The 25,958-nt window shown below is 43.8% G+C and carries 8 protein-coding genes and 2 pseudogenes; all 10 read right to left on the bottom strand.

What is annotated here, in order from left to right; all coding sequences use genetic code 11:
- Positions 1–117 precede the first annotated feature (117 nt).
- Positions 118–1,161: a LacI family DNA-binding transcriptional regulator gene (locus AC1DLM_RS18315; protein ID WP_477570765.1), complete on the bottom strand. Its 1,044-nt coding sequence runs from the start codon at positions 1,159–1,161 to the stop codon at positions 118–120.
- Positions 1,162–1,473: 312 nt separating this feature from the next.
- Positions 1,474–3,165: a methyl-accepting chemotaxis protein gene (locus AC1DLM_RS18310; RefSeq protein ID WP_477570780.1), complete on the bottom strand. Its 1,692-nt coding sequence runs from the start codon at positions 3,163–3,165 to the stop codon at positions 1,474–1,476.
- Between the two features lie 195 nt (positions 3,166–3,360).
- A complete protein-coding gene (locus AC1DLM_RS18305; protein WP_477570764.1) occupies positions 3,361–4,434 on the bottom strand; it encodes a Gfo/Idh/MocA family protein in 1,074 nt (357 codons plus the stop codon).
- Positions 4,435–4,513: 79 nt separating this feature from the next.
- A complete protein-coding gene (locus AC1DLM_RS18300; RefSeq protein WP_441989151.1) occupies positions 4,514–6,028 on the bottom strand; it encodes a tripartite tricarboxylate transporter permease in 1,515 nt (504 codons plus the stop codon).
- Between the two features lie 18 nt (positions 6,029–6,046).
- A complete protein-coding gene (locus tag AC1DLM_RS18295; protein ID WP_477570763.1) occupies positions 6,047–6,550 on the bottom strand; it encodes a tripartite tricarboxylate transporter TctB family protein in 504 nt (167 codons plus the stop codon).
- Positions 6,551–6,577: 27 nt separating this feature from the next.
- Positions 6,578–7,621 carry a Bug family tripartite tricarboxylate transporter substrate binding protein gene (locus tag AC1DLM_RS18290; RefSeq protein WP_441989149.1) on the bottom strand — a complete coding sequence of 348 codons (1,044 nt, stop codon included), beginning with the start codon at positions 7,619–7,621 and terminating at the stop codon, positions 6,578–6,580.
- A gap of 393 nt (positions 7,622–8,014) precedes the next feature.
- Positions 8,015–12,328: an S-layer homology domain-containing protein gene (locus AC1DLM_RS18285; RefSeq protein WP_477570762.1), complete on the bottom strand. Its 4,314-nt coding sequence runs from the start codon at positions 12,326–12,328 to the stop codon at positions 8,015–8,017.
- Between the two features lie 535 nt (positions 12,329–12,863).
- Complete coding sequence (locus tag AC1DLM_RS18280; protein WP_477570761.1) at positions 12,864–23,966, bottom strand: S-layer homology domain-containing protein; 11,103 nt, start codon at positions 23,964–23,966, stop codon at positions 12,864–12,866.
- Positions 23,967–24,478: 512 nt separating this feature from the next.
- Positions 24,479–24,832, bottom strand: a pseudogene (locus AC1DLM_RS18275) (IS6 family transposase); the annotation flags it as partial.
- Positions 24,833–25,221: 389 nt separating this feature from the next.
- Positions 25,222–25,896, bottom strand: a pseudogene (locus AC1DLM_RS18270) (ABC transporter ATP-binding protein).
- Positions 25,897–25,958: the final 62 nt, after the last annotated feature.

Raw genomic sequence — 25,958 nt, 5'->3', positions numbered from 1 at the left:
AAACGGCACCTGCTCCCAAAAACAGGGAGTAAGTGCCGTTTTTTTTCGTTTCAAATATCTAGCGTTAGAAAATGCCTCCCTTCTTCAGTGGCCTTCGTCTTCCAAGAGCTTTCCTTATTAATTTATTTTTTTTACCGATTCTCCGGGTAGAAGTTCACAAGCAATTTTTAGTGTTTGCCAAGGCTTACTTTCGTTTTCTTCTAAAACATTACTAAGCAAGACGTCAGCGGCCATTTCTCCAATGAGTCGTTCTGACTGGTCAATACATGTAAATTTAGGTACATTCAACTGCGTCCAACTTGGGGTACCAATAATGACGGTAGACAGATCATCAGGTATTCCTACCCCGCGTTCTCTTAGTAATTGAACTCCCCCCTCAGCTAATGTATGGTGGCCGAACACAACTGCGGTTACTTGAGAATCCAGCAGATTTGGCATTAACCGGTAACCCCACTCCGCACCAAGACCGCCTAATTGAATCCACTTCGGTTTGACCTCAATACCATGCTCTTTCATGGCAGCTAGAAACCCCAATTTCCTCTCTTGGACATTAATAAACGTGTCCCATCCAATAAATCCGATATTGGTATGTCCATTTTCAATCAAATGTTTTGCCGCGGTATAACCACAGTTCCAGTTATCGCAACCAACAAAATCATATTGATCAACGCCAATTAATGGTCTCTCCAAAATAACGTATGGTATACCTAAGCTGCGTAGATGATCCGTATTTTCAGTCCCTTGAATGGTTGGGCTAATAATTATTCCATCCACGCGCTGTTCGATCATTTTTTTAATAATTTCCCGTTCTCTCTCCATATCATCTACAGTTGTACTGATTGAAACAAAGTATCCTCTGCTTCGAGCTACTTCCTCAATAACAACGACGATTCGAGTAAAGAAAGGATTATCGAACTGCGGAATCAGAACGGAAAGTATGCCACGTTCTTTGCCTTTTAAGCTGCTAGCTACGGCACTCTTCATATAATTGAGCTCTTTAGCCGCTTGAATCACCMGTTCCTTTAACTCTGAGCTTACATAACGTTTATTGGAATCATTGAGAATATATGATACAGTGGCAATTGAAGTTTCTGCCAACTTGGCTACATCGTTAAGTGTTGCATATTTCTTTTTTTTCGGTTTATCGATTAAAACCACCATTTCCCCTCCTCAACATAAGGTAAACGTTTACTTTCTAATATAAAATTCTCCCTAGAATTAATAAAAAAACACAACCCTTTTCGACTAATTCTAGGTATATTTCCAGTTGAAGTCAAGGTCTATACACACAATTCTTTACGTTAACGGAAAATTGTCATGGCTCGGACATACACCTATCAACATTATAAGCATAAGGCCTCATACTCCATAAAGTTATGCCTTTGTTCCCCGTAGAAATACAGAGCAAAAAGCCGAATTCTCACTATACGAATAGTTTAAGTCTTCGACTTGACTCACTTACTTTCAAAAAAGTTACACTTTAAATTTCCTTACTAACGTTTGTAGTTCTTCCGCCATTTGAGCAAGATACGTTGCTGAAGATGAGAGTTCTTCCATAGAGGCTAACTGTTCCTCAGATGCACTTGAGACGCTTTGTGTACCTGATGCAGTTTCTTCTGATTGCTGTGAAACGATGTTTATCAAATTGACTACTTCTTGTGCGCTAGCCGACACTTGTTCAATGGCTGTAGAAACTCCCTCAACTTGCCTTGACACACCATTGACTGATCGTTGGATCTTCTCAAAAGATTCGCCTGCTTGATTAATAACAGATGTTCCTTCATTTACCTCAATAAGCGTCTTTTCCATAGATAAAACCGCTTTATCCGTTTCAATGTGAAGATCGTGAATAAGTTCAGTAATTTTTTTGGCCGAGCTGTCTGATTGCTTCGAAAGTTTTTTCACCTCATTTGCGACTACCGCAAATCCCTTACCTTGTTCGCCAGCACGCGCGGATTCAATTGCCGCATTAAGTGCTAATAAATTGGTTTGTGAAGCTATATCCGTAATCACTACGGCAATTTGATCAATTTCTGATAATTGTTTTCCAAGATTATGAATGATTCCTGCTAAACCATGAATGGATAGCTTAATAAAATTCATTTGATCGACTACCGATTGTATAGCTTCATTACCTGAGAGTGCGAATGCAGATGATACCGTGGACGTTTTCGATACTTCCTGAATGTTGGTAGCAATCTGCTGAATGCCCACCGACATTTTGGTTATCCTTGTTACGCTTTCGCTCAAGCTTAGTACTTGCTTTTCAGATCTAACAGCCATTTCCTGCATATTAAAAGCAATATGTTCCGTTGCTTGACCTGTTTGTTGAGAACAAGCGTTTAAATGCTCAGAAGAGTAAGCTATTTGATGTGCAGTAGTACCTACCTGTTGCACCATCATCCGGAGATTATGGATCATTTGATTAAAATGAAGAGCTAAATCACCGATCTCATCTTTGGACTTCACGATAATTTGCTTTGTTAGATCTCCACCTCCCTCAGCAATTTCCTTTAATTGCCTATTCACTTGAAGAACAGGTTTAACTATTTTTCCAGATATCAATAATGCAAGCCCTATCCCAATTAAAAAAGTAACAATGATTATGGTAATATTGAATTTTCTGACAAAAGACTTGAAAGTAACAATAGCCGCATCTTGCGTTAAAATTAATTCCGATAAGCCATCATTATAGGTAATTAATGAGTTTATTACAGGATCAAAAGGAACCTCTGTATACATAGATTGAGCCGCTTGGGCCCCCTTGCTTTGGACAGCACTGAAAGAAGCATCAATTCCTCGAATATATGTATTCCATTCATTATCAAAGGTTGTAATTGATTTTAACTGCTCGTTATCATGGAAATGGCCTTTGATTATTAGCTTTAATTGTTCAGAAACGTTTTCGATGTCCTTATCCATTAAGGACTTATATCTCTCTTTGTTCTCCTTTGTTGAACTCATTAAATACCTGCCACCATCATCATTCGTCGTGCGGACTAAATAATTAATTTTTTGTAAAATAGATTGTTCATTTTTGCTACCCATGATTTCGTTCGTTAAGGTATTTACTCTTTCTTGAATCCACATATTACATGTGATGGCAATTAGAAATAAAAATAAAAGTGCTAGAAATCCTGACATAAGCTTTAATCGAATGGTCATTCTCAAGTTAATCCCCCCTTAATATCAAAGTTATTGAATGTAAAAATGAGCAATGCAATCACATCTAGGTCATCTTATCATCGAGGCATTGGGATCGTTGCTTTAAAAAATAGCCGATAACTCACTACAATACATAGTGTGTTGTCGGCCTTAGTCTTTTAGTAGGTAAACGTTTACTTGAAGTTTAACATTTTATTAACACACGGTAACTTGGTTTGAAAGTGTAACCGACTGACCTGTACGAGCTGACTCGTAAATCGCCAAGATAATTTCCAGCGGTTTATACCCCTCTTCACCATTAATGACAGGCTCGCGGTTTTCTTCAATCGCTGCAATCATGTCATTCATTTGTTTAATATGACCTGTTCCTTCAATTGCACCAGGGTCACCAGCGGTTGTTACTCCACCTTTAATCATTGAAATGGCAGGTTTCTCATGAGAATCCGCTTCTCCCACTTCAGACTTTAATACTCTAAATACAAGCTCATCGCCATCAATAACGGCACTTCCGTCTTTTCCAAATATTTCAATACGCGCTGTTAGACCCGGATAAGCGCAAGTGGTGGCTACTATTGTACCAATAGCTCCGTTGCGAAAACGTAGAGTGGCTACAGCAGCGTCTTCAACTTCGATTCGATCATGACCCAATGTTTCACAATGCGCATACACGCTCTCGACTGGCCCCATTAAATACTGCAAGACGTCAATCGAGTGAACTCCTTGGTTCATTAATGCCCCACCCCCGTCAAATGCCMAGGTCCCACGCCAAGCTCCACTATCATAGTACTCTTGCGAACGGTACCAGTTGATCGCTACAGATCCCAATACTAATTTCCCAAACCTACCGCTCTCAATGTCCTGCTTCACTTGCTGGGTTGAAGGTTGTAAACGATGCTGTGAAATAACGGCTAACTTAACTCCCGCTTGACGACATTCTTTAATCATTTTCAAAGCATTCTCTGCCGTAATATCGATTGGCTTCTCCGTAATAATATGTTTTCCTGCACGTGCAGCAGCGATAGTAAACTTTGCATGCATGCCGCTTGGCAAGCAAATATTTACGATATCTACATCAGGACGAGCGAGCACTTCATCTAAGTTGCAGGACCACTCACAGCCGTATTTTTCACCGAACTCACGGGCTTTTTCTTCGCTCAGATCACAAATAACAACCAATTTCCCTTTATCAACATCTAACAATCGCTGTGCATGAATATGCCCAATTACGCCCGCTCCAATGATTGCAAACCCATACTTTTCTTTGCTCATCTCTCTACTCCTCCTAGAAGAATAATCGACTCTGCCGTCTCCTGACCAGGAAGTGGGCAGAATCTCTATTCTCTCTCTATTATTTCGCTGCAATGTCCTTCTTGTTTGTGAACATTCCTTTTACCTTATTAAATGCATTAAACTGCGATAAAACTAAAAGCAAAATGAAGATGACTAAAACTAAACATAAAGGTCTTGTAAACAACGGCTCTAGACTGCCACCAGACAGAACCATTGCACGTCTTAAGTTCGTATCCACCATAGGTCCGAGAACGACCCCAAGCAAAAACGGGGAAGCTGGAAATTTCATCTTGGACATCAGTAGCCCAATAATACCGAAAATAAACATGATATAAATACTTGAAATCTTGTTATCGATAACATACGAACCTACGGCACAAATAACAAAGATAACTGGCATCAGGATGCGCTTATCAATTCGAAGTACCTTTACCGTATATCTGGAGATTAGGAGTCCTAAGAACAACATAACAAAGGCACTTGCTGTCAAGTACAAGCTCATGGAGTATATAAACCCTGGCGATTCGGTCATCATTAATGGTCCTGGTCTTAAACCATGAAGCCACATAGCTGCAAGCAATACGGCCGAAGAAGTACTTCCGGGAATGGCCAAGGTCAATAAGGGAATAATATGGCCGCCGATGGTGGAATTAATTCCTGTTTCTGCAGCGATAACGCCCTCATAAGAACCTGTGCCGAATAATTCTTTCTTTTTACTGCGAACTTTTGCCGCCCAGTACGATAACCAGCCTGCCACGTCCTCGCCAACTCCGGGGACAAGCCCGATAAGAACTCCGATCACACCCGAACGAAATATCGTTGGCGTATTTCCCTTAATGATGCCTAACCCCTTTTTGACTCGCAGATCAAGGACTTCCGTAGGAACCTTAATCTGCTGCTTCTTAAAGGAATTCACAATTTCAGGGAATCCGAACAAGCCAATCATGATGGGAACCAATGAAAGCCCTGCCATCAGTTCCACGCTGCCGAATGAAAAACGCGGGTATGAATTTATACCGTCTAACCCGATTTGTGATACGAACAAACCCAGCGCACCGGCAATCCATCCTTTGATTGCATTTCCGCCAGAAGTCAAACTACCGCAAATGATAACTCCGAACAAGCCCAGCAAGAAAAATTCCCACGAACCGAACTTCAAGGAGATCTTCGAAAGCATGGGGCTTAGCACCAAGACGCAAACAGCGCCGAATAGTGTCCCAAGGAAAGCGGAGAAATTCCCGAGGAAAATACCTAAGCCAGCTTCACCTCTCTGTCCGATCTTATAACCGTCAAGCGCTGTTGCCGCTGAAGCAGGTGTGCCCGGTATATTCAGCAAGATGGCGGTTTGAACGCCACCCGATATCGCGCCGACATACACACCTACAAGGGACAAAATAGCTGTTTCCGCGGAAACGCTATACGTTAAACCAGTCAAAAGAGCAATAGCCATCGTTGAGGTCAATCCCGGTAGTACACCCACAATCAATCCAAAAAATACAGATAGAACGAGTGTAATTAAATTAACAGGAGACATCAGAGAGTATAAAGCCTCAAGTGTATAATGCAGTGTCATTTTGTTTGCCTTCTCTCCTTAGAATAAAGGAACTTTAAATAATATTTCAAAAAGTACGTATAACGAAATGCTTACGGAAACCGCAGTCAAAATGATTTTCAAATACGATCCCGCATTTAATACTTTCATCAGAAACACCATGAAGATCACCGATGACAACAAAAAAGGCAACCTCGGCACTAAGACAAAACAATACACAGCAATAATAAGGATCCCTGTAAACATACTACGTACATCTGCATCCTTGAAAAATGGTCCAAACCATTCACTTATCGCTCGTAAGTTGCCACTAAAACCCACGTTTTTCACACTTTTAATAAATAACACAATCGTGCACAGCATCAACATGCTTCCAATAATAATCGGCAGCAGTCCTGGTGATGAGTATACTGGCCCTCCGACCGAATTTATCATCATCCAGCTATCCACTACAATATAAACCGAAACTAGAAACAAACAGATTGACGTTATGAAATCCAGATGWTTAGGCGTTCCTGCCGTTGTGCCTGAGTTATTCTCCATCTGTTGCTCACCTTATTTCTATCAAATTTATTTTGTTGGCTTTTTAATGTTAAATTTCTCAGGAGAGATTTTGGCAACTCCGCCATCATATAATGCCCAGTCCACAGTCGAAGCGAGCTTCTCTACATATTGCTGAGCCTTATCACCACTGAGACCTAGGATCTCTACACCTTTTTCTGCAGCAAACTTCTTGACACTATCACTTTCCACTGCTTTTTTGAAGGCTTCATCAATTTTCTTCACTACGTCAGCCGGCGTATCTTTCGGTACACCAATACCAAACGCTTCACCAAGTGGGACAACGGATTTCAATTCTGGTGCAACTTGCGTTATGGAAGGGATGGGATCAGCACCTTCGATAGCAAGTGGTTTATCTGTCAAAGCAGCAAGCCCTTTTAATTTTTTGCCACGAATCATATCAACCATTTCCATAGACAATTGAGGCACCACTTCGACTTCACCAGAAATTGTAGCTACGATAGCAGGGTTGCCTCCTGCATAAGGGACATGCTTGTATGTGAACCCAAGGTTTGATTTAAGTACTTCACTGGCGATATGCCCACCTGTACCAACACCTGCTGTTCCTATGGATACGTTCCCAGGATTGTCTTTCAAACCTTTAATCAACTGATTGATATCCTGGTACTTAGAATCTGGCTTCACAGCAATAATGTTAGGAGAGAAGGCTGCAATCCAAATGTTCCAATCGCGATACGTTTGCTCTGTATAGCCCATAACCGGATAGCTTGAAAATGACATAAAGCCGTTACCCATAATGGTATAACCGTCATGCGGAGCGTTCCAGACGTTAATCGTTCCTACAGAACCACTGGCTCCTGGTGTATTGACAACGCTAATATTTTTACCTAGTGCTTTGGACATTTCATTTGCTACGGCTCTAGTTGTAAGATCCGTTCCGCCCCCGGGAGCATAAGGAACAATTAAAGTAATATCTTTAGATGGGAACTGGGCTTGCGCACCCTTGAACATAGGTGAAATCTTCGGCCAACCTACTGCTAATCCGATAATGGCTACTGCGGCAACACCGATAATGATCTGTTGTTTTTTCATTTTACTTCCTCCTAATGGATTAGTTTATTAGCGTTTAACACGACAAAGCTCACTTGAAAACTCGGCTTAATTACTTCTAATGTGATCGTGTATTTCATGTTTAATATCTCTCTGATGAAAATACCTCCTCTTTTTAGTTAAACGTTTACTTATTTAAGGTAAACGTTTACTTGATCACTGTAAGCGTTTCCTGAATTATATCTTAATCCCATATCCCAATTGCTGTCAAGGTATTTTTTGTCGTTTTTTGTCTAATGCGAATCATTTGAATTGACTTACAGAAACTGTTGGAATTTGCTATTTAAAATTCCTAAAAGAATTTAGGTTACTCTTCAGGCAGTCTATTTGACTGCCGCAGAGTAACCCTTTTTTCCGCCTTCCAACTGATTTTGATTAGTTGCTCTTGTTGGCCAGTCTGAGCAAGACCGTTACAGCCTCAGCCCTCGTTGTTGAGTCTGTAGGAGCGAATTGGTTAGCGCCTTTGCCTTCTATCAGTCCTTGTTTCTTCATCGCCGCTACTGCACCCTTGGACCACGCAGGAACATCGTTGTCGTCTGTGAAGTCGGTTGTCGATTCGGCATCAACGGCCAGACCCATAGCATTGGCGAGCATCGTTGCCACTTCTGCGCGTGTAATTTCCGCGTCCGGACGGAAGCTGCCGTCCTCATAGCCATGAATAATACCTGCTTGAACAGCTTGCGTAATAGCTTTTCGCGCCCAGCTTCCGATCTTCGCTGTATCTGTGAAACTCAACGCCACTCCTTCTCCCTGCGGCTTCAACGTATTCATCAGCATCACAGCAAATTCCGCACGTGTCACCGTATGATTCGGCTTAAATGTGCCGTCTGGATAACCACTGACGATTCCTTTGCTCACTGCTTGCTTGATGTTAACCTCTGCCCAGTGCCCAACGATATCACTTAATTGAATAGGTGGTTTCGTATCCGAAGGGTTATCTGTAGTTGGTTTCTCCGCTGCTTGATCAATGGCGAATACAGCATATTTGGTAAAGTGATTGACCTCTACCGTAACATGATTACCGTTCACTTTACTTCCGGCCACTTCTACCCATGTCTTCTTCACTTCGTCGTAGTAGAATACCGCCACTTTTTTATTACTCTTCAAGCTGGCTGGATCAAAAGCGAAGCTCAGCGTTACAGGTTTGCTAAAGTTCTCTGAGAAGTTTTTCAAAATCTCATAGATTGGACTGGCTAGAACATCTTTCTCCGTTAGAAGCTTTTGCGTGTCTAACACTTTTTCAATTGTTAGTTTCAGTTCCTTACCTGAGGCATCGGCAGGAATGGAGATTTTGATCCCATCACCCAAACTAACCTCACCGATTTTACCTGTTGGTAGCGTTAAATTACCATCCGTTGAGATTACTGTGTCACTTGTATCTCCTCCTCCGCCATTGCCATTACTAGGCGGCGTTGTAGGTGCAGATGCACGAGTCACTGTAACCGTGTAGGTTTTCGGGGTACCATTCTGAGCTGTCACAACCACAGTAATGATATTCTCCCCTACGTTCAGCGCGATAGCTTTACTTGGCTGACCACTTATAACGGTCGTTCCATTTACTGTGACACTCTCTTCTGCATCAACTACCGTTGGGGTAAGCGTCAAGCTCAGAATATTGTTGGCTACATTTTGTGTATAGCTTTGTTTTGCCCGAGCAAATGTCTCGTTCAACGCGCCCGATGACAAACTAATATTGCTCAAATCAGGGACAGGCGCATGCTTAGTATCGGCCATAGCCGTTTTCATCGACTGAAGGAACCTTGATGTTTCATCGTAAGGTGGTGTACTTAGAACGTTCGGATAGCCGTCATCACCGGGAAGCCATAATAGTTCAACTGGGATATAACCACGATACGGACTATTTCGGATGACCCCGAACAATTTATTCAAATCCATAAGCTCCGTTGTTTCGGCACCACCAGGCTTTTTCTTAACCTGAAAGTTGTTGGAGTAGGGAAGGACAAGTGAAATATCCTTATACCAATCGTATTGTGACGCGTCGACATTTAGAAAATCTCTGTAGTACCCTGTATCGTTCACAATGCCAACATTAGATCTGTTGATCCATTGCACAAGCTGTAGAACCTGGTTGGCCGTTGCTAACATATCGCCGTGGTTCTGAACACCAATTTGAACATCTGGATAATTTGCTGCTGCATAATCGGCAACTTGCTGAATGGCAGGCACAATACGATCATGTGTGATTGTCGCCCAGCCTGTGCGCGCAATGTCAACAGGAGGAGGTCCAGAAAACACACGGATCACAGGCGCACCCATTTCAGACGCAACCTGCGTCCAAAAATTAATGCGCATAATATCCAAATCACGTCTCGTTTGATTGGGGTCCGCAAAGTTATTTTGAATACCCGTCCCGCTTATCGCAATACCCAAACTGCTGGCCAGATCTTTAATTTGTTTGGCATAGGCAAGGATTGCTGGTATCTKAGCTTCTGTAGGCATAGCCGTATTGCTGTACCCTGGAATGTAATAGCAAGTGACGTCGACAGCATCAAATCCATGATCATGTGCCCATTGAATAGCCTCAAGTGCTGTCATTGGAGTCGGTGATGTACGACCTTGCAAGAATGAGTTGATATTCGAGTTAAAGGTGTACATATTGAGACTTAACTTATAGTCACCGTTATAATACGGCACCGTTTGATCCACACGGAGGAAGTTATAATCTGCATCAATATAAGGTGCCGCCGGTGTTATTACGGGTAAAGAGTCACCATTATCAGCAACAAATGTCATCGCGCTCCAGTCAATTTGATCACTATTTTCCAGCTTAATATACTCATTGTATACAGCTAAACTAGGCACATGAATAGTCATGTGTGTCACAAAATTGAACCATAAGCCTTGTTTGCCATCAGGTACATTAAGCTCAGGCGGTACGTCTCCTAAGTATAAATCCGTCAAATTCATACAAAAGTAGAAAGCTCTTTGTTCGATTTTTTTTACTTTGGGAAATCTTGCCGTCGTAAGCTTGCTGGCACTAGAACCCTTTGTTTGGGCGAACGCTTGGGAACTTATCGTTGTTACATTTGGAAAGTTGACTTCAGTTAAATTTTCAAATAGATTAAATGCTTTTACTCCGATTGTCGTTACGTTATCCGCTTGGACTTTTTTCAAATATCGATTACCTTCAAATGCGTTCTTGGGAATGGTCGCAGCTACGAAATTAGCTGTGCCAACGACATAGAGTTCTTCAAGCTTTGTAAGGTTGGAAGCAATAAAAGCACAGTCAGTAGGGTCTAATTCGCCGGCATTGATGGTAAGAACTCGGATATCTCCATAGTTAGTACCCGTAAAATTAGAGCTGTCAATCGCACTCTTCAGAGATTTAGGAGCAAAGTACGTATTTATGGTAACTGTTTGGGTTGCGGCTGGTCCGCTGCCAGCATCCTGCTCAGCATCGTCGCCATTTGACATCACGATTACACCATTGTCACCAATACCGCTCCAGTCTCCATCGTTAATAAAAAGGTCTACGGAAACAGTGGGCACACGAATGATGAGATGGTCGGTATCGACCCCATAAAACCAGTCGCCCGGTGCAGGTGGTGGACCAACAAGATCATCAAGCCCAATCGGAAGATAAGTTTTATTAAAAGTGATGGATTTAAGGCTGATATCGCCACTAAAAGCTAGCGGACCCAGCGTGCGAGTCAAGCCAAACTCGGCTGTTTCAAGTAAGATATCACCCTGAAACGCGGATGAACCGATGTAGGAAGTATCAATGCCTATTTTCACTGTCTTTAGGCTTGTAAGCCCTTTAAAGGCGTTATTCGGTAATTTGTTGCCGCTCCATGTTAGGAAAGTAGGATCAATGGGTTTTTCTATTGTGAACGAAGTAAGGTTCTTATAATTGCTGAAAGATTTACCCGTAGTAGGGTTAAAGTCGCTATTTGCAAACACTTTCTTTGCGCCGCTGCTTGATTTTATTACAAGTGTCTTCAGAAGAGCAGCCTTAGCGGGATCCGTGGAGTCATATCCAGCTTCGGCCAAAAGATCCAGAAGAGCCTTACTGTTGTTCGTACCATCAAATGTGATGACAGCATCGCCAGTTGGAGGTGGTGCTACCACGACGCCTGATGTAATAGATGTAAGATTGGGACAATTCGGATACGCTGAGGGACTCAGGGATGTAACTTTAGGAATGACTAATGTTGTTAAGCTGGCAATACCTGTGAAAGTACTTGAGCTTAACGTCGTTACGTTATCAAGCTTAACAGATTTTAAATTGTTGTTGACTGAGGTAAAAAGGTTAGTTGGTGTGGTATTCTTCGTGTTGACATTTTGACCACTTTGAGTTGTTGCAGTACCAATAAGTTGAAAATCCACAAGACCTGTCAAACTTGGAATGATTCCCGGTGCCGTTGTGTCATTGCCATCAGCTGATTTCCCAACACCGACGACGCCTGCCGTGATAATTAAGACTTTAATGTCGGAATATGCAGGCTTAGGTGTTAGAGTGTTAAAAAGGTTGTCAATTTGAGTCTTTAACACACCTGCGACAAAAGTACCATTTAATGTCAACGTACCTGTCGCCGTGTCAAAGCTATCGGGGGCGGCGGCCTCAGCCTTTGTGCCCATGGTGAATTGAACTGATGTAAATATCATCAGAATTGCTAGAATAAGGCTCAACACTTTATTCGTTTTTCCTTTATTCATTTTTCTAACCACGTTCTCACTCCTCCTAAAAATAATTTCACTTACAAGATGTCAAGCATTTTGTACAACCACCCTTATGTAAACGGTTGCACACTGTTTTCAATTGGTCTCTCCTAAATTTCAGTGTTGAGAGCGAGAAAACAGTTCCATGCTTATTCCAAATATAGGTAAACGTTTACTTGGAAATTAAATACCAAAGTTCAACAGTTTTGCTTTTGAGAAAGCAAAGAACAGCTTTATGCTGATAGTTGAACAAAAGTTTGAGTATACGTTTACATATAGAATGGAAATAAAAAATACTCAGTAAATCCGACTATTTCTTGTTGCGTGATTCATCATGAGGATATTCTGAAATAGTATAGGTAAACGTTTACGCTCACTTTATGACTATATCATCTTTGTCCATAAAGTCAAGAACTTCTCTTGGTCTGAGAATTAATTATTTACAGAAAATTCGCCAATGAAAAAAGGTTATCCATCAAGCAGTCTGTTCGACTACCTGAGGAATAACCTAATTTTGAGAAAATTGTTTACGTTATTAGTTCTATTAAGCGAGCATCCTCAGAAGAACTGTGACAGCCTCAGCTCTCGTTGTTCGAGCTGTAGGACCGAACTCGTTGTTGCCTTTGCCTTCTATCAATCCTTGTTTCTTCATCGCTGTTACTGCTCCCTTGGACCATACCGGAACATCCTTGTCGTCAGTGAAGCCGGTTGCCGTTTCGACATCAACGGCCAGACCCATAGCATTGGCGAGCATCACTGCCATTTCTGCGCGTGTAATTTCCGCGTCTGGACGGAAGCTACCGTCCTCATAGCCTTGAATAATACCAGCTTGAACTGCCTGTGCGACAGCCTTCAACGCCCAGCTTCCAATCTTAGCTGTATCTGTGAAAGTCAGTGCCGCTCCTTCTCCCTGCGGCTTCATCGTATTCATCAGCATCACAGCAAATTCCGCACGTGTTACCGTAGCATTCGGCTTAAATGTGCTGTTCAGATATCCACTGACGATTCCTTTGCTCACCGCTTGCTTGATGCTAACTTCTGCCCAGTGTCCAGTAATATCGCTAAATTGAATATGCGGTATAGTATCTGTAGGGTTCTCTGTTGTTGGTTTCTCCACAACATGATCAATGGCAAATACGGCATATTTGGTAAAATGATTGACCTCTACCGTAATATGATTACCGTTCACTTTACTTCCAGCCACTTCCACCCATTCCTTCTTCACTTCATCGTAGTAAAAGACTGCTGCTTTCTGATTGCTCTTCAAGCTTGCCAAATCGAAAGCAAAGCTCAGTGTTACAGTTTTGCTAAAGTTCTCCGAGAAGTTTTTCAAAATCTCATAGATTGGACTGGCTAGAACTTCTTTTTCTGTGAGAAGCCCTTGCGTGTCTAACACTTTTTCTATCGATAATTTCAGTTCTTTACCTGAGGCATCAGCAGGAATTGAGATCTTGACTACATCACCCAAACTAACCTCACCTATTTTACCTTTTGGCAGTGTTAAATTCCCATTCGTTGACATCACTGTGTCACTTGTGTCTCCTCCTCCGCCGTCGCCATTGCTAGGCTGCGTTAAAGGTGCAGATGCACGAGTTACTGTAACCGTATAGGTTTTGGGTGAGCCATCCGCTGCTGTTACATCAACAGTAATGATGTTCTCCCCTACGTTAAGCGCAATCTTTTCGCTCGGCTGTCCAGAAATAACGGTCGTTCCGTTTACCTTCACACTCGCTGGTGCATCCTCTGCCGTCGGTATAAGCGTCAGACTTACAACGGTATTCGCTACATTCTGCGTATAGCTCGTCTTTACGGTAGTAAACGTCTCGTTCAACGCGCCTGTTGATAAACTAATGCCGCTCAGTTTCGCGTTCGAGCTTGCCGCATTTACAATGACAACAAAGTTCGTCGTCTTGGTCACGCTGCCCTCTGAATAGCTGACGGCAACCATAGTCGTACCACTTGTGTGAAGCAACGTTCCATTCGCCGGCGTAACCGTGTAGCCGCTCACATTGGCTTTCGTGCTATCGCTATAGGCTGCTTCAATCTCCATACCAGTGAAATCAAGCGCATCGCCGACTGTGTAGCTTGTTTTCGTAGGCTGCGGTTTTATCGCAATGCCAGTTAGCGTGACCGCTGCTACATGAGCAGAAACGACAAAGTTCGTCGTCTTGGTTACACCGTTCTCCGTATAACTGACGGTAATTGTACTGGTCCCCGTTGTGTTAAGCAACGTTCCATTCACCGGCGTAACCGTGTAGCTACTCACTTTAGCTTTCGTGCTATCGCTGTAGGCTGCTTCAATCTCCAAACCAGTGAAGTCAAGCGCGTCGCCGACAGTGTAGCTTGTTTTGGTAGGAGGTGTTTTTACTATAATGCCAGTCAGGGTGACCGTAACGCTGTTAACAGAGACGGTAAAGTTCGTCGTCTTGGTTACGCTGTCCTCTGTATAGCTGATGGTAACCATAGTAATACCCGGTGTGTTAAGCGGCGTACCACTCGCTGGCGTAACCATATAGCCGATCACGTTGGCTTTCGTGCTATCGCTGTAGGCAGCTTCAATCTCTAAGCCAGTGAGATCAAGCGCATCGCCGACTGTGTAGCTTGCTTTCGTAGGCGGCGTTTTTACCGTAATGCCAGTTAGACTGATGGTTGTCACGTTGTTTGTTATTGTATAACGCTGAACCGTCTTTCCGTCTTCGGCAAGCACAGTAAGGACATTGTCAATGGATACGTTTGTAGAAATCTCCCTTGCACTATTAAACGATGCCGCGTCTTTTACAGTTGCAGACACAGAAGCGTTTGCGACGACTTTCCAACCAGCCTTGCTGTTTTTTAGAAGCGTTGCTTTCAGCGCCTCCTTTGTCGTGCCTGCTGGCACATTGCGTATAGTGAAGTTCGGCGCCTTGCCGCTTACGATGATGCCAGGAATGTAGCCGGGACCACTGGTTGCGGCTGTTACATAGGCATTATTGCTGAGTGCTCCAGCTGCGTTATTCACATACGAACCCAGAATAATAAAGTTTTGCGCCTCGGACGGCGAATTGGTTGTAGTTCCGCCAGTTCTGACGTGTATGTTTCCAAGGTCAGCGGGCACTTCAATATTGTCGATCGTCGTTTCACCTACGCTTGTCTTTGTTCTTATAACGATACCCTCGCCCCAAGTGGTGTTTTTAGGCGAAGAGAGGGCATCCGTAACCACGAATTCATACGCGGTTTCAGGAAGTAAACCTGTCAATTTCATCGTACCGCCAACTGTTCCAGGCTCGGCTGATGCGGTTGGAATAACGCCCTGCGGCAAGCTTTTGACGCCTCCCGCTCCTACTAAATAATTCTGTGGAAGCGAATTGGCATTGCTGCTATTTTCAACCGCCATTACGTGCATGTAAAGCTCAGGGGACGAAACAATATTGTCATACACGGTTTGGCCATTCCCTGTTGTAATCGATTGCCCTTTATGATCCCACGCATCTGTCGCTGGGTTGTCAGTATTCGTGTTGATAATATACAGATACGTTGTGTTCGGCAATAAACCTGTCAGCTTGGTTGTTCCTCCTAGTGTGCCTGGCAGCGCACTGGACTGTGGCGTTGCATTCGCAGGCTTTACTTTTACCAGATCTGCCGTTACATAGATATTTTTTTCAGAGGAAGCTTCTTTGATGTCAGTAACTGAAAATCTGATATGAAGATATTGCCCAGTTAGTACCGGTATATTGTCCTTCGTCGTGTCACTGGAGGCTGTTGTGAACAGTAATGCGGCATCCCAGTTTACGAGTTCTTGTGCGCTTGTGTTAACGATATACTCATATGCTGTTCCTGGAAGCAAGCCTGTTAGCTTGGTTGTTAAGTGATTTGAACCCGGTTGAAGCGTTACAGTTGGGGCTGAGGCATCCACTGTCTTGTTGATTTGACTAATATCTATAAGTATATACATGGGACTTGAGGCAGACATCGTTGCTGTTTCCGCTGCCCGAATATACAAATAGCTGCCTTGAGTAACAAACAGATTATCTCTTTCCGTTTCACCTGCGCCTGTTGTAAACTGCACGGAGGAAGATGCCCAAGTAGACCCCGAAGGCATACCTACAGTAGTTCTAATCACATACTCATACGTTGTACCGGCCACTAATCCTGTTAGTTTTGTTGTATTGAACTTTTTGCCGGGCACGGCTACGGCTGATGGCGTTGCTGCAGTCGGTTTTAACGTTATTGGGTATTTATTTAACGTTGCACCATCCTCCGCCAGAACGATTAGTACATTGCCGTTTGCTACGTTTTTCGTAGTTTCGATTGCGCTCGCAAATGTAGCCGCCGTTACAGTGCTTRCAACCGCACTTGTGACTACTTTCCAGCTCGCAGACGGAGCAAGAATAAGTCCATTTTTAAACACATCAACACTGGTCGAAGCCGCCAATCCTATGATCGTCTTCAAGGAATTATCGACCGCCAGTCCCCAAAGATAGCCCGTCTCCGTGCTTCCTTTTGCCGTGACGGTTGCGAGGTTACTTGGGAGTTCCTCTGCATTTTTTTTTAAGATAATGAGGTTAAATACGACTGTGTCGATGACGGTTCCACTTGTTAAGGTTGCTGTTAATGTTACACTCGCATCTCCAGCCACAAAAAGCGGTCTTTTCACGACTCCAGTTGCTGATAAGTTTGTATTATTGTCGACCTTCCAACTGATTGTTGAGCCGTAGTTTGAAGTCGTAGGCAAATTTAGATTCCCAATGATTGCATCCGGTGCTGTATTTTGACCTTTGATCTTGTCAAACGTAAGGACAGACTTATCCGCGCTCACCACGGTTGTGTCATCCATTTTGGCATAGTTGATGATGTATCGCTCAACACCAGTCCCAGCTGGGTTAATGATGAGCAGATGATCGCCATCTCTGATTTGTTCGCCGGATTTTCGGATATAGCTTTTATTACTGTCTCTTAAACTATCATCATCCGGTGGCCAGAATGTTGCCATAGCATCAGTAAATGCAGCCACCGACTCCGTCTTGGGTGATATATTTGAAGGAATAATAAATACCGTAGACCCCGCCGGTTTAATATCGAGATACCCTAATAAGCCGTATACAAAGGAGGTGTTCCTAATGGTAGCCGTTCTGCTGTAAATGACATTGTCAAAAACAGAAACACTTGTATCGACCGGTGTTACAATGATGCCCGTATCCTGCTTGACGGTGAGCGTAGCAACATTTGAGTAGGCCGTTTGAGGGCTGCTCGTATCCGCATCGGTTACTTTGGATCTAAATTGAGTTCCATCCATATCTGCCGTTATTGCGCCTGTCGTATAAATTGCGGTATTCGCGCCGGTCCCATTCGTGACGTTATTCCATGACGCACCGTCCTTTGACATTTGCCACTGATAGTTGTATGGCCTTGTTCCACCGGACATCGTTACCGTATAAGACGCCGTAAAGCCTGCTCGTTTTGCTACGTTTTGGGGCTGTTTGGAGACAGTGAGCGGCCCGCCGCTGACTACTGCTCCGACATCAATGGCCCAATACTTATTAGAGTTGGATGTGCCTGTACCCGAGCCTGCTCTCGCTCCAAACATAGCTACGCGTAGCAATCTTCCGGAAATATCCGCTGGGAAAGTAAACGTTTCATAATCGGACGCCGAATCGCCGTCTGAACCTGGCGCAACTTCCTTACCCATGATATGCCCGTTACCGAGGTTATCCTGCTGCCAGTTACTCGCCATCACTTTCGTCCACGTATAACCATCGTTCGAAACCTGAAACTCAAAGTAATACGACCTTCTGATTTGGGTATCTCTCGAATATCCAAGTGATACACTACTAATAAACGTTGGTTTATCACCAAGGTAGAACTGAACCCAAGGGGTACCTGACGCCGACCAAGAGGTCGATAAAAGGCCATCAATCAGATTATTAACGTTTGACCCGCCTACACTTGAAGTGACAGGAACGCTCTTGTTGATAATCCCATAATTAACGGTATAAACGCTATCCTTTTTGCCTGGCATGGTAGCTGTAAGGACAACCGCATTATTACCGCCTACAGATGGTGTGACAGTTACTCCAATACCTGCTGTGTAAGTAATGACAGGCAGCGCCGTATAGTCTAATGGGACAGGTACCGTGTACGAAAGGACTTCATTGTTGAAGTTTGCTATCGGTGCGCCGTCAACGAAGATTCCTGTGAGAACGGCAAACTGGGATGCAAAATCGCCAGATTGATCCATATAAGCAGGAATCACACTGCTATTAGTCGTATCGACCGCCCCTTGCCCCATCCGATCCTTCAACTGTTGAATAAATAAGCTGGCAGGTGTCATTCTGCTTCCATTGCTGTACTCATAGGCGCGGAAATTCGGAACATTTCCTGGATCAACCGCATCCATGACAAACGGCAATCGGTCTCCTGACTGGCCGAACAGATAGTTGGCAGCAAGCTGGTTCTGACTAATGATATAGGAACCGGTGTTGTTATAGAGCGTATAGTTTGCTCCCGACCAACCATGTGCCGTTCCGTTGTTCCATCTGTCTTGCAGATAAATTCGTCCGTTGATATTGTCATACAATCCGCCGGTGGACCACCGCAAATGGGGCTCATTCGCGTCAAATTGATAATCCGTCCTGTCGTTGTAAAATACGTTTTGTCCGACAACATTGCCCATCACAATGAATCCATGACGGGTGTATCGCGAGTAGTTTCGTTGATTGAGCACTAACGTGCCGCCAGCGTTTGAAAAATTGTATCGGCGCTCTCCCCCTGTTCCGCTGACAGGTTCAAGGCAGTTGACATCTTGAATTGTAATCTTACTAACACCTGTTGCAATCGCCACCGCACTATCGATGTGGTAGGTGGTTATCGTTCTTGCCCATGCATTTTGCGCATTGCCGAAGCGAATGGCCAACTCAGCATGAAGCTCGTCGTCAAAGGACTGATAGTCCACACCAAATGCGGTATTAATGGCTGTCGTCGAGGAATCAAACCTCGACATAATCAGCATATTCTCGATACCAACATTGCTAATTCTGCCAGTAGGGTTATACTTGGTAACCGTTGAAACGCCATACTTCATATCCAGTGCATCCGCCAATGGCTCTACAAGCGTAATCTCATTTGTGAGAGGATTGATGGATTGAATCGTCCGCTCTTCGTCCGTCGTAACATAACCGCTGTCTACTACGCCATTTACCGCCCATTGATTGGCCGAAGGTATGCCAGGCGCATCTGTAATGGCATCCATTCTAAGATCCTGCGCCCAAGCCGCGTTAACAGCTTTGCGAACATTCACCGTGTCTCCAACATTAAGCCCGCTAACGCTCTCAAGTCTTATCTTATGTCCACCTGCTGGGACATACTGATCGACAACTTTGATTGCGCTTCCGCTTGTGGACGTTGCTGCGCCGGCAAAGTTAAATATAGCGGTATTTTTGTCGTATGAACTGGCGATCCATGTCGCAACAACCTTTGTCACGTTGGGCTGCGGTGCCTCAGAGTGCGTATAATCCTTCCAGTTGGTGGGGCTAAGAGGCGTATTATGCGTCTCAATGCCTTCGTGATCATCACCCTCACCCTTTATGACGATTCCACTAGTAGCAATTCTAATGCTGCTGCTTACCCTATACGTACCTGCCTTTAACAAGATTGAGCCTCTAAATCCATTCGAATCCGGGTCAATACGTCCAAGCATGTTGATTGCGTTTTGAATCCGCTCGGTATCGTCAGAGTTGTTGTCTCCCGATGGTTCAAGGATAATTTTCACAGGAATATTTGGAATTTCAACCCCGCCGCCCTTATAGCCGACATTGGAGTAATCCATCACGGTATTGCCGCGATAATCTGGCACATAGACAAGTTTACCGGCGCTGACAGAAAGCGCAGGATACGGCTTGGTATAGCTATATTTGGTAATATCATCATCTACAGCCGTAAAATATACCTTATCATAGATCGTTTTGCTTCCTGCAATCGTGTACTCAAAGATATACGTTCCAAGCTTAGAAGCTGTTACATTAGGCGTGATGACACTTGTTGCGCCGCTTGCTATATTCTGACTTGGAAGGGTATAAACGACGGTTCCAGTTGGATCCTTTAATACACCGGTGACTGTAATGTCAGTTGTCGCCGTGATATCGAATTTCGGAACCGCTGTATCTTTCTTTACAATAGCAGGCCGGCCGATGGTTAGGCTCATTCCCTCATAATCGGGCATGATTCTTGCCAAATCTCCTGTAGCGTACGCAGGTTGCGTTGGCACAACATTGGTAACTTCTTTTTGAAAAACATAGAAATTATAAATTTCAATCCAATTGCTTGCAAGCTCGCCTGTCACCATCACATACCTGGCATTGATAGGTGACGCAAGATTGCTCATGAACACCTTGTTTCCGTTCGCATCCGGCAATTGCGTCACATCTTGCGCATAGGCTACGTCCCAGCCAGATGGTTTACTATAGCCAGTCGCAATGCCGCTGGAACCCGCAACGGTTGCGTTCGAAAGTGAGGCCCATTTCGCAGGGTCATTGGTGTATTCAACATAATACGTCGAGTTTTTTAGCCTCGTTGTTAAATCACCCACGGTCGTGCCCCATGCCACGCTAAACTGGTCGATTTTCTTCATTTGGCCTAAGTCTAGGGCAAGCCAGAACGTATTTTTCCCTACACTAATGTTAGCTGCAGTGCTTTGTGAGCCGTCAACCTGATATCCGCTGCCAGCGTTGCCGGTAGAAGCGCCGTTAAAAGCATTCGTAGGATCATTGCCGCTTCTAAAAGAGCTGACCTTAATGTTGTTTGCATTCGGATTCAATGCCAGATTTTCCAGCGTATAATGAATCACTTGAATCGTGTATTCCTTTTTTATTTCCCCCGAAATAACGACAAACTTGTCGTCGGCGACGAGCTCCGTTATTTCACTTTTGGGAATGCCTTTTGCATCCAAAATCCTCAATATCGTACCGGCACCGTTCGTGGTCTGCGCATCAAGCTGTTCGAGGCTTGTTTTCTCGATAACCTGTATGGAACGCACACTCTCATTGACACTCACAATGTTCGGATGAGCAGGCTTCAGTGATAAGGTGATGTCATCCGTTGATCCCGCTCCGTCGCCCGACGTATCGCCGATGGCTTTGATACGAAGTGCCACGCTGCTCCAAACGTCATCCGCCTTATAGATCGCGACTTTGTCCGCTGGTACGTAGAATATCGCATTCGCAGGGAACAAAATTGGACCCGCTGCGGCTGGCGGCAGTGCTGCGCCGAATGTGATCGATGTTAGATTGGTACAGTCAGTAAAAGCGTCTGCATTTGCAACAGTAGTCACACTGGGAATGACTAATGCTGTCAAGCTGCCTGAACCGCTGAATGTACTTGTACCTATCGTCGTAACATTACTAAGCGTGACTGATTTTAATTTAGCGTTTGCTGAGCTAACCAGGTTCTTCGGCGTGGTACCCACCGTAGCACTGTTGGAGCTGCTCTGTGTTGTAGCGCTGCCGATGAGTTGAACATCCTCCAGATTCGTTAACTGCGCTATGATGCCAGTGCTTCCTGCATCCGTGGCGCCAACAATTCCTGCAGTGATCCTTAAAGCCTTAATATCAGCATAAGTTTTGTTAAGAGGGTTAATAATCGCATCAATTTCAGCTTTTAACGTGTTAACAGCAAATATCCGCGTCAATGTCAGCGTTCCTGTCGTTGCGTCAAAGCCTTGGGTGTAGTCTAGCGCTTGACCAATCGCCTTTATGGGGTTGTCTATTATGCCCCAAACAGGATCCGCTTTATATGTCGCGACTTTGTCAGCTGGAACGAAAAATGTCGTGTTTACAGGGAAGAATCCAACTCCGGAACTTGGCGGCGTAGTGCCTAACGTAATCGATGTAAGATTAGTGACATTTTGAAAAACTTTAGCATCGGATACGGTTCCCACTGCAGGAATAGTTAAATTTGTTAAACTATCCAACGCGCTAAACGTGGTCGTACCTAATGTTGTTACATTGTTCAGTGTAATTGATGTTAATTTGGTGTTGGCTGTTCCGCTAGCAAGGTTTTTGGGCGTGATGTTCTTCGTGCTGCTGTTGCTACTACTTTGGGTTGTGGCATTCCCCACAATTTGTAAATCCTGCAGATTGGTTAATAGCGGAATTGTGCTTGTGGCATCCGTAGGGCCAACGATTCCATTGGTGATAATTAAGACTTTAATATCCGTATAAGCTTTCGCTAGAGGGCTCATAATAGCGTCAATTTCAGCCATTAGCGTATTCACGCCAAATGCACCTGTTAACGTTAACGTCCCTGTGGTTGTGTTAAAGCCCTGGATGTAATCTAATGTTTCACCAATCGCTTTTATGCGGCTTGCTACACTGCTCCATGCCGCCTTATATCCAGCGACGCTTCCCGTTGGAACAAAGAATATCGTACTTGCTGGGAACACAGTTGGGCCGCCCGTCGGAATCGTAGCACCAAGCGTTATGGAGGCGAGATGTGTCATGCCCACGAAAGCGCTTGCATCTACGACGGTTGTTAGACTGGGAACGACAAGTGTCGAAATACTGCTCATATTTTGGAACGCCTGCGCATTGATCGTCGTTGCGTTTTGAAGCGTCACAGAGATGAGTTGAGAATTTGCCGCTGTAAAAAAGTTTGATTGGACCATACCAACATCGCTGCTGCTCGCCGTACTCTGTGTGTTAGCTGTGCCTGTCAGTTGGAAATCCTGAAGATTCGTTAATAGCGGGATGATATTACTTGTATCGTCAGCTCCGACTATGCCTGAAGTAATCTTTAAGACTTTGATATCTGTATACGTTTTGCCAGTAGGCATAACGGCATCAATTTGAGCTTTTAACGTACTCACGGCAAAAGTACCCGTCAGTGTCATTGTGCCTGTGTTCGCATCAAATGTGCCTGCATCGCCTCCGCCAGTTCCGCCACCGGTTGAGATGGCACTGATATGGGTTGAAATAGCGCTCCATGTACTCTGGTATGCGGCTAGACTAGCAGCTGGGACATAGAAAGTAGCACCCGGAGCTAAGGCATTATAAATCGTAGTTATGGTGCCGGATGTTAAGGTTGGCGTGGTTGTTCCAAAGGTAATAGACGAAAGACCTGTACAGCCCGAAAAGGCGTTTGTACTTGATATCGTTGCTATTTTAGGAATCGTGAGTGTTGTCAGACTACTCATATTTTGGAAAGCTTGTGCATTGATTGTCGTTGCGTTGAGGAATGTAACCGATTTGAGCAGAGGATTTTGAGCAGGGACAAAAAAGTTTTTCGCAATAATGTTATCGCTAGGTGCGGTTGATGAGCTTTGTACGGTAGACGTACCAATTAGTTGGAAATCTATAAGACCTGATAGCGACTGAATGATGCCTCCTGTAGCTATATCACTACCGCCATCAGCTATTTTGCCAACGCCGACTATGCCAGCAGTCACAATTAAAACTTTAATATCAGCGTAAGTTTTACTTAAGGGGGTAATAACGGCATCAATCCGAGCCTTTAATCCACCTGCGACAAATGAGCTGTTTAGCGTCAGCGTACCTGTCACCGAATCAAAGGTGTCAACGCCGGCAGCCTGAACCTTTGAACCCATAGTAAATTGAAATGAGTTTACTATGATAAGGACTGCTAATATAATACTCAGCACGCGATGTACTTGTTTATTCATGATCTCACTCCTTACAAGCTAATAGGTAAACGTTTACATATGGATAAAAAGTAATAATGCTGCACGGCCGATATGAAAAGACTTATGTATGTGCTTGAGGAAATACGCAAAACAAGTAAACGTTTAGATAAATTATTTAACATATACAATTACACATAATACATTGGGTTTGAATTGTTTATTCTCTTTCTTTTTAATTGGTGTTCTCACTGCAACCTTCATTAACATTTCCCCATTTCATTACCTCCAAACCAAATAATCTGAAAAACGTATTATGTAAACGTTTACTTGAAATTATAGCATCTTTATCCATAAAGTCAATAATACCAAAGTCAAAGAATCAGAAGGCTTTTAATCTCCCAGTTGCAAGTCAAGTCAGGTGACGAATAGACTTTACATGATCGAAAAGCAGACCTGTACTTGGCCTGCTTTGTTTTCGTTTAATGCGACGAGGGTAACCAACCAATAATTTGCAATGATAAGCACTTCGCCGCATGAATATCACGATTTTAGGACAACATGAAATCTATCGAGCTTCCCTCAGAATCGACTGCCCGATATAAATACTTCCACTTCCCTTTGACTTTGATGTAGGTTTCATCGACCCTATATGAATCGATAGTCGGTTTCAAGTAGGGGCGAATTCGTTTGACTATTTCAGGTTCGAACTCATGAACCCATCTCATGATCGTAGTATGAGGAATATTCAATCCTTGCTCTTTCATCATTTCTGCGACATTTTTATAACTCAAACAATATTTTAAATACCATCTAACGGTTAATAGGATCATATCAGTTTCGTAAGGTTTCCATTTGAATACATTATCTTTGATTCCATACTGATTCGGCCCATCCCATGATTTCATTTCCCCCTATGTTATCACGCTTTGGATCCTTTGCACCAAAACCCTTTATTTCCCAATACAATCTTTATTTCCCATGATCAGATGATCTTTATTTTCCTTAATCAAATAGAGTATGAAATCACTCGATTTTCCCCCGATTTCTTTGTAATATACATCGATTTATCGGCTTTTTTATAAGTTCGTCAGCCAGTGGAATCCCCTTCTATCCAACCAGCTAATCCAATGTTAGCTGTCACAATCGTCTCCTGTTGGACGATAACGCCATTCCCTTCACACTATTGGAATATTTCTCCTACACTAACTAGAGAAAAATGAAGCCTATGTATCCAACGAAAAAGAAACAAGAACCCCCTTATTTCCCATGGAGTTCCGGCCTCATCATTCCTCAACTAAAGACTCTCCAACAACCGACCATCCCGAAACCTCACAACTCGCTTCGCCTGCTGCGCAATCGCATGATCATGTGTGATGAGAATGATCGTCCTGCCCTGGTCATTCAACCTTGCGAAAATATCCATGATCTCCGCACCCGTCTTCGAGTCCAGCGCTCCCGTGGGCTCATCCGCCAAAATGATCGACGGATCTCCAGCAAAAGTCCGTGCGATTGCCACACGCTGCTGCTTGCCGCCGGATAGTTCCGAGGGCATATGTTTCCTTCGATCTATTAAATCCACCGCTTCTAGCGCCTTCATGACATGCGGCTCTCGTTCTTTCCTCGTCAATCCTCGATAAATCAATGGTAGCTCAACATTCTCGTACGCGCTTAATCTCGGAAGCAAATTAAAGTTCTGGAACACGAATCCGATCTTCCGATTTCGAATCTCCGCTAGTTGCGAATCTTTCATTTGGTTAATAGATCTCCCATCTAGAACATACGTTCCAGTGTCAGACACATCCAAACACCCGATGATATTCATTAGCGTAGACTTACCCGATCATGATGGACCCATAATGGCGACAAATTCGCCTTCTTCAATCACCAAGGATACATCATCCAAGGCATGAACAGTTTCCCCGCCCATCACATATTGCTTACAGACATGATCGATTTGAATCAAGCTCATATCCTTCGCCTCCATTTTGCGATCCCACGATCCCTAACAATGAAGAATGCGATTCATTCTAA

This window comes from Paenibacillus sp. 01T442 (genome assembly GCF_056398345.1).
This window is presented reverse-complemented; position numbering and strand designations above follow the sequence as displayed.